General features: G+C 73.3%; 14 protein-coding genes and 1 pseudogene. 5 read left to right on the top strand and 10 right to left on the bottom strand.

What is annotated here, in order from left to right; translation table 11 throughout:
• Positions 1 to 41 precede the first annotated feature (41 nt).
• The gene (locus FIV43_RS00135) at positions 42 to 782 is read right to left on the bottom strand and encodes a PP2C family protein-serine/threonine phosphatase (protein ID WP_231123577.1); all 741 of its coding nucleotides are present in this window, start codon (positions 780 to 782) and stop codon (positions 42 to 44) included.
• Between the two features lie 33 nt (positions 783 to 815).
• Here FIV43_RS00135 and FIV43_RS00130 point away from each other — a divergent pair, with 33 nt between their 5' ends.
• On the top strand, positions 816 to 3,098 hold the full coding sequence (locus FIV43_RS00130) for a helicase-associated domain-containing protein (RefSeq protein WP_141012493.1): 2,283 nt from the start codon (positions 816 to 818) through the stop codon (positions 3,096 to 3,098).
• 76 nt (positions 3,099 to 3,174) lie between these two features.
• Positions 3,175 to 4,829 (top strand): annotated as a pseudogene (locus tag FIV43_RS00125) (DNA repair helicase XPB).
• Between the two features lie 9 nt (positions 4,830 to 4,838).
• Here the strand turns inward: FIV43_RS00125 and FIV43_RS00120 are convergent.
• From FIV43_RS00120 to FIV43_RS00105, 4 genes are all read right to left on the bottom strand, one after another.
• The gene (locus FIV43_RS00120) at positions 4,839 to 5,441 is read right to left on the bottom strand and encodes a hypothetical protein (RefSeq protein WP_141012492.1); all 603 of its coding nucleotides are present in this window, start codon (positions 5,439 to 5,441) and stop codon (positions 4,839 to 4,841) included.
• Between the two features lie 74 nt (positions 5,442 to 5,515).
• Positions 5,516 to 5,824, bottom strand: a complete 309-nt coding sequence (locus tag FIV43_RS00115; protein WP_141012491.1) for a DUF2087 domain-containing protein — start codon at positions 5,822 to 5,824, stop codon at positions 5,516 to 5,518.
• Positions 5,821 to 6,591, bottom strand: a complete 771-nt coding sequence (locus FIV43_RS00110; RefSeq protein ID WP_141012490.1) for a hypothetical protein — start codon at positions 6,589 to 6,591, stop codon at positions 5,821 to 5,823. The genes FIV43_RS00115 and FIV43_RS00110 overlap by 4 nt, the downstream gene beginning before the upstream one ends.
• Before the next feature lie 58 nt (positions 6,592 to 6,649).
• Positions 6,650 to 6,949, bottom strand: a complete 300-nt coding sequence (locus FIV43_RS00105) for a chorismate mutase (protein WP_141012489.1) — start codon at positions 6,947 to 6,949, stop codon at positions 6,650 to 6,652.
• A 77-nt stretch (positions 6,950 to 7,026) separates the two neighbouring features.
• Here FIV43_RS00105 and FIV43_RS00100 point away from each other — a divergent pair, with 77 nt between their 5' ends.
• Complete coding sequence (locus tag FIV43_RS00100) at positions 7,027 to 7,662, top strand: HD domain-containing protein (protein WP_141012488.1); 636 nt, start codon at positions 7,027 to 7,029, stop codon at positions 7,660 to 7,662.
• A gap of 25 nt (positions 7,663 to 7,687) precedes the next feature.
• Here FIV43_RS00100 and FIV43_RS20715 read toward each other — a convergent pair whose 3' ends face one another.
• Positions 7,688 to 7,834, bottom strand: coding sequence for a hypothetical protein (locus tag FIV43_RS20715; RefSeq protein WP_181407623.1), 147 nt, complete (start codon positions 7,832 to 7,834; stop codon positions 7,688 to 7,690).
• A 103-nt stretch (positions 7,835 to 7,937) separates the two neighbouring features.
• Here FIV43_RS20715 and FIV43_RS00095 point away from each other — a divergent pair, with 103 nt between their 5' ends.
• Positions 7,938 to 8,309 (top strand): hypothetical protein, encoded by a 372-nt coding sequence (locus FIV43_RS00095; RefSeq protein ID WP_141012487.1) that lies wholly within the window; start codon positions 7,938 to 7,940, stop codon positions 8,307 to 8,309.
• Positions 8,310 to 8,375: 66 nt separating this feature from the next.
• A complete protein-coding gene (locus FIV43_RS00090; RefSeq protein ID WP_141012486.1) occupies positions 8,376 to 8,984 on the top strand; it encodes an alpha-ketoglutarate-dependent dioxygenase AlkB in 609 nt (202 codons plus the stop codon).
• A gap of 154 nt (positions 8,985 to 9,138) precedes the next feature.
• On the opposite strand, the gene FIV43_RS00085 is transcribed toward FIV43_RS00090, so the two are convergent.
• The 4 genes from FIV43_RS00085 to FIV43_RS00070 form a co-directional block, all read right to left on the bottom strand.
• A complete protein-coding gene (locus FIV43_RS00085) occupies positions 9,139 to 10,038 on the bottom strand; it encodes a sigma-70 family RNA polymerase sigma factor (RefSeq protein ID WP_141012485.1) in 900 nt (299 codons plus the stop codon).
• Between the two features lie 58 nt (positions 10,039 to 10,096).
• Positions 10,097 to 10,879 carry a 3'(2'),5'-bisphosphate nucleotidase CysQ gene (locus tag FIV43_RS00080; protein WP_231123576.1) on the bottom strand — a complete coding sequence of 261 codons (783 nt, stop codon included), beginning with the start codon at positions 10,877 to 10,879 and terminating at the stop codon, positions 10,097 to 10,099.
• A 91-nt stretch (positions 10,880 to 10,970) separates the two neighbouring features.
• Positions 10,971 to 11,564: an aminoacyl-tRNA hydrolase gene (gene pth / locus FIV43_RS00075; protein ID WP_141012484.1), complete on the bottom strand. Its 594-nt coding sequence runs from the start codon at positions 11,562 to 11,564 to the stop codon at positions 10,971 to 10,973.
• 107 nt (positions 11,565 to 11,671) lie between these two features.
• A complete protein-coding gene (locus FIV43_RS00070; protein WP_141012483.1) occupies positions 11,672 to 12,325 on the bottom strand; it encodes a 50S ribosomal protein L25/general stress protein Ctc in 654 nt (217 codons plus the stop codon).
• Between the last annotated feature and the right edge of the window lie 43 nt (positions 12,326 to 12,368).

The raw sequence follows: 12,368 nt of genomic DNA, 5'->3' as shown, positions 1-12,368 counted from the left end.
GGAGTCGTACGGCATGTCGTGGGCCAATCCCACCACATCGATCACGACGGCGGTCGCGTTGTCGCGTCCGCCGGCCCGCACCGCGGCGGACACCAGGCGGTCCGCGGCGTCGCGGGGTCCTCGGTCTCGGCCAGGATCGCGGCGATCTGTGCGTCGTCGATCATCCCGCTCACCCCGTCCGAGCAGAGCAGCAGCCGCTCGGCCGCGGGCAGCGGCAGCAGGAAGTAGTCGGCCTCCCCGCTCGCCGAGGCGCCCAGCGCCCGGGTGATGACGTGCCGGCTGGGGTGCAGTGCCGCCTCCGCCACCGTGATCGATCCGGCGTCGATCATCTCCTGCACGACGCTGTGGTCCACGCTGACCTGCTCGAGGCCGCCCTCGGTGTAGCGGTAGATCCGGGAGTCACCGATGTTGGCGAGCAACCACCGCGCGTGACCGTCCTGCTCGACCAGCACGGCGACCACGGCCGTCGTACCTGCGCTGAAGCCGATGGCGCCGGCGTCCTGCTGCTCGGCGTCGTAGGCGGAGATCCGTTCCTGGACCCGGCGGAAGGTCGCCGCCACCCGTTCGGCGGCCTTGTCGGCGTCGCCACCGGTGACACCGGACTCGGCGAGTGCCTCGAACTCCTCCACCACGAACCGACTGGCCACGTCGCCGGCATCGTGGCCGCCCATCCCGTCGGCCACCACGAAGACCGGCGGGGCGGTCAGGTAGGCGTCCTCGTTGGCCTCTCGCACCAGGCCGACATCGCTGGCACCGCCGTGGTGCAGCTCCACGCGGGTCATCGGACCACTCCGCGCGTCGGTAGCGTGGGAGGCGTGGACGAGGGATCCGGTCGGCACCGGTCGTTGGCCGACCAACTGCGGTCGTGGCCCGACGAACGGCTCCGTCGCCTGCTCACCGAACGTGTCGACCTCGCCACACCTGCACCTCACGACTTCAGTCAGCTCGCCTCGCGAGCCGCGGTCCGCAACTCCATCCTGCGTGCCCTGGACAGTCTCACCCGGGGCCAGCTCTCGGTGCTAGATGCCCTTGTCGTCGCCGGACAAACCACCACGGACGAGCTGATCCCCATGGTGTCAGCCTCGCCGGAGTACGTCGCGGCGACCCTGGAGGAACTGCAGCAGCGGGCGCTGATCTGGAACTCCCCGGAGGGCCTGCGCCCGCTGACCGGGGTCGCGGACTGCCTGGGGTCCGACCCGGCGGCCGGGGTCAGCGGGCTGCGGCCGCGGTCCGCGCGGCCCCGCCCGGTCGAGGAGATCGTCGCGGCGGTCGCCGACCTGTCCGCCGAGGCGACCGCTCTGCTCGATCACGTGATCGAGGCCGGTGGCCTGGCCAGAGCCGGCACCACCCGCGTCGGGCTCCCGCCGGCGGACGCCCGTACGCCCGCCGAGGAGCTGACCAGCCGCAGGCTGCTGCAGAGCGGCGGATCGGCCCACCCCGACATGCTGGTGGTCCCCGGCGAGGTCGGCCTGGCCCGGCGCGGGGGCCGCACCACGATGGAGCCGGTCGATGTCGCGCCCACGATCGCCGCGGAGCCTCGTCCCGCCCGGCTGGTCGCCAGCGCCGCGGTCGGCGCCGCCACCGAGTTCGTACGACGTACCGAGCAGCTGTTGCAGGGGTGGGGCGAGGTCCCGGCCGCGGCGTTGCGCACCTCCGGGCTGGGTGTGCGCGAGCTCCGGTCCGCGGCCCAGCGGCTGGGCGTGGACCCGAAGGAGGCCGCGCTGCTGGCCGAGGTCGCCTCGGCCGCCGGGCTGCTCGGCTCCCGGGCCGACGCCGACGGCAACCCGGTGTGGGTGCCGACCGACGAGTTCGACGCCTGGTGCGGCCGGGAGACCGCCGAGCGATGGACGGTGCTGGCCCGGGCCTGGGTGGCGAGTCCCCGGCTGCCGCTGCTGGTGGGTGAGCGGGGCCCGGACCAGAAGCCCTGGAACGCGTTGACGCCCGAGCTGTCGGCGGTGGGCATGCCGGAGGCGAAGGCGATGGTGCTCGCCGAGCTGGCGGACCTGCCCGACGGCACCGGGCCGGCCGCCGGGACCGGTCTCCCGTCGCTGGTCGCACGCCTGGGCTGGCGGCGCCCGCGCCGTCCACGCACCCGGGTGGACCTGGTCGGCTGGGCGGTCGAGGAGGCGGCCCACCTCGGGCTGACCGGCGCCGGGGTCCTCACCGACTACGGCCGGGCGCTGGCCCGCGGCGAGGACCCGACCCCGCTGCTGGCCGGCGTGGTGCCCCGGCCGGTCGACCACGTGCTGGTCCAGGCCGACCTGACCGCGGTCGCGCCGGGACCGCTGGAGCCGGACCTGGCCCGCCGGCTCCAGCAGATCGCCGACCTCGAGTCGCACGGCGCCGGCGGCGTGTACCGGTTCACGCCCGGCTCGATCCGCCGCGGACTGGACGCCGGGTGGAGCGGCGGTGAGATCAAGGCCTTCCTCGCGGAGTGCTCCCGCACCCCGGTCCCGCAGCCGCTGGACTACCTCGTCGACGACGCCGTCCGCGGCTTCGGCCGGCTCCGGGTCGGTCTCGCCACGGCCTACCTGACCTCCGAGGACGAGGTCGCCCTCGCCGAGCTCGTCAACCACCCGCGCGCCGCCCACCTGGAGCTGCGCCGGATCGCGGCCACGGTGGTGATCAGCACCCTCCCCGTCGACGTCCTGCTGCCGCGGATGCGCGAGCTCGGCTTCGCGCCGGTGGTCGAGGGCGCCGACGGCGTGGTCCGGGTCGGGGCGAGCGAGCAGCTGCGGGCCCGCCGTCCGCGGGAGGCGGGCGCCCGCGGCTCCGCCCGCGCCGCGGCCCAGGCAGCGGCCCAGGTCGAGGTCGCCCTGCGCGCGCTGCGCGAGGGCGAGGCCGAGGCCCGGCGCCGGCCCGCCTCGGCCAGCACCGCCGGGGGCGCGGCGTCGGCGCTGCGCGACGCGATCGAGCGGCGCGGCCGGGTCGAGATCGGCTTCACCGACCGGCAGGGCGTCATCGCCGAGCGGGTGGTCGCCCCGCTCCGAGTGGAGGGCGGCGAGCTCAGCGCCCGCGACGTCGACGCATCCCCGGACGACCCCGATGCGATCCGCTCCTACCCGCTGCACCGGATCAGCCGCGTCACCCCGCTCTGACACCGGCCGGGCGCGCACGCGCGCACGCAGGCCGCGCGATCGGGCCCGATCGAGGGGCGGAACGTAGACTCGTGCGGTGACCGACGGACCTCTCATCGTGCAGTCGGACAAGTCCCTCCTCCTCGAGGTCGACCATCCGCAGGCGGGTGAGTGCCGCAAGGCGATCGCGCCGTTCGCCGAGCTGGAGCGCAGCCCCGAGCACATCCACACCTACCGGCTCACCCCGCTGGGCCTGTGGAACGCGCGCGCCGCCGGACACGACGCCGAGGAGGTTGTCGACACGCTGCTCACCTTCTCCCGCTACCCGGTCCCCCACGCCCTGCTGGTCGACGTCGCCGAGACGATGGCCCGCTACGGCCGGCTCCGCCTGGAGAAGCACCCCACCCACGGACTGGTCCTCTCCTCCACCGACCGGCCGGTGCTCGAGGAGGTGCTGCGCGCCAAGAAGATCGCGGGGATGCTCGGGCCCCGCCTCGACCCCGACAGCGTGGCCGTGCACCCGTCCGAGCGCGGCAACCTCAAGCAGGCCCTGCTCAAGCTCGGCTGGCCGGCGGAGGACTTCGCGGGTTACGTCGACGGCGAGGCGCACGCGATCGACCTGGCCGAGGACGGCTGGACGCTGCGCGACTACCAGCGCGACGCCGCGGAGTCGTTCTGGCACGGCGGCTCCGGGGTCGTGGTGCTGCCGTGCGGCGCCGGCAAGACGATCGTCGGGGCGGCCGCGATGGCACAGGCCCGGGCGACCACCCTGATCCTGGTCACCAACACCGTGAGCGCCCGGCAGTGGAAGGACGAGCTGGTGCGTCGTACCTCGCTGACGGCGGACGAGATCGGCGAGTACTCCGGCACCGTCAAGGAGATCCGGCCGGTCACCATCGCGACCTACCAGGTGATCACCACCAAGCGGAAGGGCGTCTACCCGCACCTCGAGCTCTTCGACGCCCGCGACTGGGGCTCATCGTCTACGACGAGGTGCACCTGCTGCCCGCCCCGATCTTCCGGATGACCGCGGACCTGCAGGCCCGCCGGCGGATCGGCCTCACCGCCACCCTGGTCCGCGAGGACGGCCGTGAGGGCGACGTGTTCTCGCTGATCGGCCCCAAGCGGTACGACGCGCCGTGGAAGGACATCGAAGCCCAGGGCTGGATCGCGCCGGCCGACTGCGTCGAGGTCCGCGTGACGCTGCCGGAGTCGACGCGGCTCGCCTACGCCACCGCGGAGCCCGAGGAGCGCTACCGGCTGGCGGCCTGCACCCGCGAGAAGGTGGGTGTGGTGCGGGACCTGGTCGCCCGGCACCGCCAGCAACCGACCCTGGTGATCGGTCAGTACCTCGACCAGCTCACCGAGCTCGGCGAGGAGCTCGACGCGCCGGTGATCACCGGCGACACCACGGTCAAGGAGCGCCAGCGCCTCTTCGAGGGCTTCCGCTCGGGCGAGATCGGGCTGCTGGTGGTCTCGAAGGTCGCCAACTTCTCCATCGACCTGCCCCAGGCCGAGGTGGCGATCCAGGTCTCCGGCTCCTTCGGCTCCCGCCAGGAGGAGGCCCAGCGTCTGGGCCGGCTGCTGCGCCCGGGTGAGCCGGGGCCCGACGGGGAGCGCAAGGTCGCCCACTTCTACACGCTGGTCTCCCGCGACACCGTCGACGCCGACTTCGCGGCGAACCGGCAGCGGTTCCTGGCCGAGCAGGGCTACGCCTACCGGATCGTGGACGCCGACGAGCTCGGCGTCTGACCGGCGGCCCTACCGCGCCGCGCGGGTCACCCGGCTGCCGCAGGTGCTGTCCCGGGTGCCCCGGAAGAACGCTGCCAGCGGGAGGGTCACGCGTCGCTCATCGCGCTTCCCCTCGACGAGGACCGAGCTCCACGACGTCAACGTCCCGCGCGCGGTGCACCCGCTGCTCCGGAAGGCGACCTCCACCTCGACGATCGCGAAGTCTTCGGGGGCCAGCGGCGTCTCACCGCTCCAGCGGGCATCGATGTCATCGCCGTCGGCGGACGCGGTGTGGTCGATAGCGGTGCCGTTGACGGCGACCACCCGGAAGCCGGCCCCGCCGCCGGGGCCGCCGATGGCCTGACGGAAACCGGTCACCGTCAGGTCCGCATCGCCGGGGTTCCACACCCGGTAGGTGAGGGTGCAGCGCATGCCCCTGGCCATCGGGATCGCCGGCAACCGCATCCCCTCGACCTCGGCGACCCCGACCTCGACCCCGCTGCAGCGCGGCAGCGCCGCCTCGCCGAAGACCTCGGTCGTGGCGTCGCCACCGAGGTGCCGCCACCCGATCACTCCCACCACGAGGAGCGTCACGACGGCCAGACCGACTCCGAGCAGCACCCGATTGCGCACCCGGCCACTCTGGCAGACGGCCTCGACGGAGCCGGTCGCACTCACCGACGGCGCGGCGGATCCGTGGCGGTGGGTCACCCCGGTGCGGTCGGCGGGCCGTCCACTCCGAAGGTGCCGCCGCTGCGCCAGTAGACCCCGCCCTCACGGGCGAGCAGACCGTCGTCGACCAGATAGCGACGCAGCGCCGCGTGGTCGGTGTGGATCTCCTTGAGGACGGCGTCGACCTCGCGCTCGGGGTAGGTGCGGCCGGGCTCGAACCGTTGGGCGATGTGGTCGAGCACCACCCGCCGCTTCGCGTGCCGGGTCGGCATCGTGCGCAACCGGCCCTCGGCGTCGAAGAACCGGCGCAGCAGCTCAGGGTCGGCTCCCGGGACGTCACTCATCCGCGCCCCTCACTCATCGTCTCGTCCACCGCCAGGATGTCGATCTCCAACCACGGTGCGTCCTTGCCGCCGACCGGAGACGAGCGCACCACGATCCCGGTCTGCACGTCCAGCGCCACGTCGTAGTGGTCGGGGAAGACGATGTCGCCCGGCACCTCGCGGTAGTTCGGCGTCCCCGGGCCCTCGTCCTCGCCGTGCCAGGAGATCTCGCTCCACAACAGCTCGCAGCAGCCCCCGCCGCAGCGTGGGTCGTAGCCCTCCACCGGGGTCAGGTCCGCGCGCCAGGCGGGTCGTCCGGCCACGGTGTCCGCCCTCAGCCGGTCGACGCGCACGTCGTGGCTCAGCTCCACCGGGTCGAGGGCGGCCACGAAGTAGTAGTTGTCCCACATGGGCACGTCGAGCTCGTAGCGCAACAGGTCCGGGCGCGGGTCGGCCAGGCCGTCCGCGCGGAAGGTCATCGTGGGCGGGCGGCACAGCGCAGCCACCTCGTCCTCGCTCGGCGAACCGCCCGCGTCATCGGTCGCCACCGCCACCGAGGAGTGGGGCGCCTCGGTGGGGCCCGACGGCTCGGTGAGGGTGTGACGGCGTCCGGCGGAGTCGCGCACCACGAGCCGGGTCAGGGCCGGGCCGCGGCTCAGCCAGCACTCGTCGTACGACGGCTGCCGCGGCTTCTGCCCCGTGCCGGTGGCGTAGGTGAAGTGGAGTGTCCGCGAGCGCCAGGGGGCGCTGCGGGCGAGGGCGCGGAAGGTGTCGACGGTCGGACTCACCGCATCACCCTGCCCGCGAGCCGCCGGCCCCGCATCCGGATATCGGCCGGGCTGCCTCTCAGCCCTCGGCCTCGGCGAAATGCGCGTGGTTGCGGATCACCTCGGCGATGATCACGTTGAGGATCTTCTCGGCGAAGTGCGGGTCCAGCCCCGAGGTCTCGGCCATCGACCGCAGCCGTGCGATCTGCACCGCCTCCCGGGCCGGGTCGGCCGGCGGCATCCCGGCAGTGGCCTTGAGCCGGCCCACCTGCTCGGTGCACTTGAAGCGCTCGGCCAGGAGGTGGACCAGGGCCGCGTCGAGGTTGTCGATGCTGGACCGCAGTCGAAGGAGCTCTGCGCGGGCGTCATCGGCACTCATGGCCCCATTGTCCCCATCCCGGCACCGGACGGCACCCGAACTGTCCAGGGATGGGACATGTCGGGTTGAATGGGCGGATGGAGGACGACCATCCCGACCCCGTCTGGCCGCTCGACGGCGCCGACGCCGTGCGCACCGAGCTGCTCGCTGCCTACGACGCACCCACCCGCGGCTACCACGACCGCCGCCACCTGCTCGCGGTGCTGACCCGCCTGGACCGGCTCTCCGCCGCCGGCGTCACGTTCGACGACGTCCCGGTGCGCCTGGCCGCCTGGTTCCACGACGCCGTGTACGACGGCGAGCGGGACGCCGAGGAGCGCTCGGCGACCTGGGCTGAGATCGCCCTTCCCACGCTGGTCGACGACGCCACGGTGGCCGAGGTGGCCCGTCTGGTCCGCCTCACCGAGACCCACTCCCCCGAGCCGGACGACCTGAACGGCTCGGCGCTGTGCGACGCCGACCTGGGCATCCTCGCCGAGACCGAGGCCGAGTACGACACCTACGCCGCCGACGTGCGGGAGGACTACCGGCACCTCAGTGACGCCGCCTTCCGCTCCGGCCGGATCGCGAAGCTCGAGGAGCTGGTCGAGCGCGACGAGCTCTTCCACACCGGACCGGCGCGCGAGGCGTGGACCGACGCCGCGCGGACCAACCTGCGCCGGGAGCTGGCGGACCTGACCGCTCTCGACGCCGGGTCGGCCGCACCTCGCTGAGGACGCCGCCCCTCCCGGGCCCGCCTCACTCCCACCCCAGTCGGTCCCCGACCGCCGCGGCGATGCCGGCGAGGTCCGCGAGCCGGTGCAGCTGGTCGTCCACCCAGCCACGGACGTCGCCCTGCAGGGCGAGCAGCAGCTCGACGACCTGGTGCACTGCCAGCTCCGTCATCGGTCAGCCTCTCCTGGTCCTCGCTGCGTCCGCGACCGGGGTCCGATCGCGTCCGGCGGGTGCCCGGCGGACGACGGCCTTGAAACCAGCGCACAATTGACCTGTGGACGACCGTGCGATCTACCGGGGACGAGCCGCCGTGCTCGCCGATCTGACCGTCCGACGACTCGCCTCGGCGGAGGTGGTCTCGGTGCTCGACGAGGTGTGCTCGGAGCGGCGCTGGTGGCTCGAGCAGTGGGCAGAGGGCGCCGACTTCGTCCCCGGGCTGATCGCCCAGGACGTGCAGGAGAGGATGGCTGACGAGATCGGCCGGACCGATCCCTCCGGTCTGTGGCCGGTCTGCCTGCGCTGCCGGAGCGGCCCGGTGCACACGCTGCACATCGCCCCCGACCTCGGCGGCCCGGATCCGGTCTGGGTGTGTGAGGAGTCCGGCGACGTCGTCGCACCGCTGGGCGCGTTGACACCGGACGCCTGAGCGGACCCGCACGACACACCCGCCGGGCACCCGAACACCTGTTCGACCGCGGCGTACCCTGGTCGCATGGACTTCCAGGCCACCCTCTTCGCCGACCAGCCCGCGACGGCGTTCGCGGACCCGTCGCGTCGTGAGCTGAGCGCCGGCGCGTGGGTCGACGTCGCCCGCAACTGGCTGCCCGCGGCGGACGAGGTCTTCACGGCGCTGGCCGAGCAGGTTCCGTGGCGCGCCGAGCGGCGTCAGATGTACGACCGCCTGGTCGACGTGCCCCGGCTGGTGCACACCTACATGATCGGCGAGGAGCTGCCCCACCCCCGGCTGGTGGAGGCGCGGGAGTGGCTCAGCGGCCACTACGCCACCGAGCTCGGTGAGCCGTTCCGGACCGCCGGCTGCTGCTACTACCGCGACGGCCGCGACAGCGTGGCCTGGCACGGCGACACGATCGGCCGCGGCTCGACGCACGACACGATGGTGGCGATCGTGTCCGTCGGCGACCCCCGCCGCCTGTGCCTGCGGCCGCGCGCCGGCGGCGAGGGGGTGACCGTCGAGATGGGCCACGGCGACCTGGTGGTGATGGGCGGGAGCTGCCAGCGCACCTGGGAGCACGCGGTGCCGAAGGTCGCCTCCGCCGGGCCGCGGATCTCGGTCCAGTTCCGTCCGCTGAACGTCTTCTGACCCACGCCCGCTCGCCGGTCCGATCGCGAGAGGTCACCCGCGCACGGCCGAGAGGTCAGGTATGCACGCCCGACGCGTCCGTCGCCGACGTCCGACACGTCAGGCAGTGACCCGCGCTGGCGTGATGGCGCACCGACCTCTGCCGGCGGTCGACTCAGGGAGTCGGGTCCGCGGGAGGCGCGGTCGTGCTCAGGCCGGTCGCGGTCTCGGTCGGCTGGGAGGTGGGCGACTCGGTCGGCTCGCTCGGAGCGACCGAGTCGGAGGAGCCCTCCGCCGGATCGGACGTCTCCTCGGAGGCGGCATCGCTCGGAGCGACGCTCTCCGTCTCGCCGGTGGCGTCGTCCCCACCGTCCCGATCGCGGTCCCGCCGCCGGTCCTGCTCCCGGTCGTCACTGCCGCCCTCGCCCACGACCCCGCCGATCGACGTGCGCTGGTCTCCGTCGGTGCCGCCGGTGATCGACGAGACGCTCTGCCCGGCGATCAGCTCGAAGGCGCTGATCGCGAGCATCGCGATCAGGAAGACGCCGGCGCTGCCGATCGCGATCCGCCGCCAGGGCAGCGCCCGCCAGCCGGTCGTCGCGCCGTCCGCCGCCGCGGCCTCCTCGGCCGCACCCGCTGCCGCCTCGGTGTCGTCGTCGGACTCGCCGTCGGACTCGCCGTCGGTCGCGCCCACCGTCGGCGTGACCTCCTGGTCGGGGGCGAGATCGTCGGCCGCATCCCGCAGCCTGCTCTCGGCGCGTGCCAGGTCGTCCTCCGCCGCCGGGTCACCCTCGACCCGCTCGGCCGCCTGCTGTACGTCGTCGCGAGCCAGCCCGACCTTCTGCAGCGCCACCGCCTGGACCGCTGCCACCTGCCGCTTGCTGGCTCGGATGGTGTTCTTGTAGAGCGCGGTGGCGATGGTCGCCACCACACTTCCGAGCGCGGCACCGATCAGGGTGCCGGCGGCGCCGAGGGTGGAGAGCAGGACCGCGACGGTCACCGCCGAGGCAGCACCGGCGAAGGCGGCCGTCCAGTCGACGGACGCCTTCTCCTCGGTCTCGGTCTGGTTCGCCATCGGCTCTCAGTATCCCGGACGGGTCCTCGGTCGGCTCGGCGGAGCGCCCCGGCCCGGATCAGGCCTCGGTGCCGTGCGAGGCGACGAAGGCCAGGATCTGCTCGGAGAGCTCGGGGCGGCACACGACGACGTCAGGGAGGTAGACGTCGTCCTGGTTGTAGACCAGGTCGCTGCCGTCGACGCGGGAGGTGAAGAGACCCGCGGCGCGGGCCACCGCGACCGGCGCGGCGGAGTCCCACTCGTACTGTCCGCCCGCGTGCACGTAGGCGTCGGCGACGTCGCGCACGACCGACATCATCTTCACCCCGGCCGAGCCCATCGGGACCAGCTCGGCGTCCAGCTCGGCGGCCAGGGCCTCGACGAACGCCGGCGGGCGGCTGCGGGACACCGCGATCCGGGGACGGGTGGAGGTCCTCGCCGGCACCACCGGTGGGTTCCCGGTGCTGAAGGTCTCGCCCAGGGCGGGCTGCGCGACCGCGCCGGCGATCAGGTCGCCCGCCTGCCACAGCGCGACGTGGACGGCCCAGTCGTCGCGCGGCGGCTCGGAGAACTCACGGGTGCCGTCCAGCGGGTCGACGATCCAGACCTTGTCGGCACCCAGGCGCGCCTTGTCGTCCTTGCCCTCCTCGCTCAGCACGGCGTCCTGAGGACGGTGCTCGGCGAGCAGGCTCATCAGCAGCTCGTGCGCGGCCCGGTCACCGGCGTCCTTGAGCTCCTTGCCGGTCAGCCCCTCCTCGCGCACCTCGAGCAGACGCCGGCCGGCCACCTCGGCGAGCCAGGCGGCGAGTGCATGGTCGTCGGCGACGACCTCGGGGGAAGGGATGCCAGCATCGAAAGTCACGCGCACACCTTAGAGCCAAGCCCGCCCGATCCGGGCACCGCCGTTCGCGACGTACGCGGGCGGCCCACCGCCGACCGCGACCGCGGCGCGGTCAGGAGTTGAACCGCTGCTGGGTCTTCTCGAGGCCGTCGGTGATCAGGGTCTCCACCGCGTCGGCGGCGGAGTCGACCTGGAAGGGCAGTTCCTTGCGCTCGGCCCCGGAGTAGTTGGAGAGGACGAAGTCCGAGACCTCCTGGCGCCCGGGCGGTCGCCCGATGCCGGCGCGGACCCGGTAGAAGTCACCGCTGCCGAAGGAGGAGCGCAGCGACTTCAGGCCGTTGTGGCCGTTGTCGCCGCCGCCGCACTTGATCCGCAGCGTCCCGAAGTCGATGTCGAGCTCGTCGTGGATCGCGATGATCCGCTCCGGGGTGACCTTGTAGAAGGTGGCGAGGGCCTTGGTCGGTCCGCCGACCTCGTTCATGTAGCTGCGCGGCTTGGCGAGGACGACCCGCGGGCCGGGTGTGCCGGGCGCTCCGAGGCGTCCTTCGACGACATCCGCGCGACCCGACTTGTGCGCCCGGAAGCCGCTGCCGAGGCGTCGGGCGAGCTCGTCGACGACGAGATAGCCCACGTTGTGCCGGTGACCGGCGTAGGAGGGGCCGGGGTTGCCCAGGCCGACCACGAGCCACACCGGGACGTCCGCCATCGACTCCTCCTCGTCCGAGACGTGCTGGAAAGCAGTACTCCCCGGCGCGGTGGACCGCGCCGGGGAGATCAGCCGACCCAGGTACCACCTGAGCCGGCCGACGGGATTCACTCCGAGTCGTCCTCGGCGGACTCGCCGACGACCTCGACCTCGGCCTCGTCGCGCTCGATGCCGGCCTCGGCCTCGGCCTCCTCCAGCTCGGCGTCCAGGGACGCCTGGCTCTGGGCCTCGGAGACGTTGACGACGAGCACCTCGGCGTCGGTGAGCAGCGTCGAGCCCTTGGGCAGGGTCAGGCTGCCGGCGAGGAACTGGGTGCCGGCCTCGGCACCGGTGATGTCGACCTCGATGTACTCGGGGATGTGGGTGGCCTCGGCCTCGACCTCGATCACCGTGGCGTCGGTGACCACGATGGTCTCCTTGGCGGCCTCGCCGACCAGGTGCACGGGCACCTCGACGGTGACCTTCTCGCCGCGCTTGACGGAGACGAAGTCGACGTGCTCGAGGACGCGGCGGACCGGGTCGGTCTGGACCTGCTTGGTCAGCGCGAGGTGCTTCTTGCCGTCCACGTCGATCTCGAGGAGGGCGTTCACGCCACCGTGGCGCAGCGCCATCATGGTCTCGTGGCCGGGCAGGGTCAGGTGGATCGGGTCGGCACCGTGACCGTAGATCACGGCCGGGACCTTGTTCTCGCGGCGGATGCGGCGGGCCGCGCCCTTGCCGAACTCGGTGCGGGCCTCGCCCTTGATGTGCTCTTCGGACATGGGGATCTCCTCGTGGATCGGTGGTGAGGGCCCCGGTGAACCA

It is taken from the genome of Nocardioides sambongensis (genome assembly GCF_006494815.1).
GTDB lineage: Bacteria > Actinomycetota > Actinomycetes > Propionibacteriales > Nocardioidaceae > Nocardioides > Nocardioides sambongensis.
Note: the sequence above shows the minus strand (reverse complement) of the source record. Positions and strands in the feature narration are given on the sequence as shown.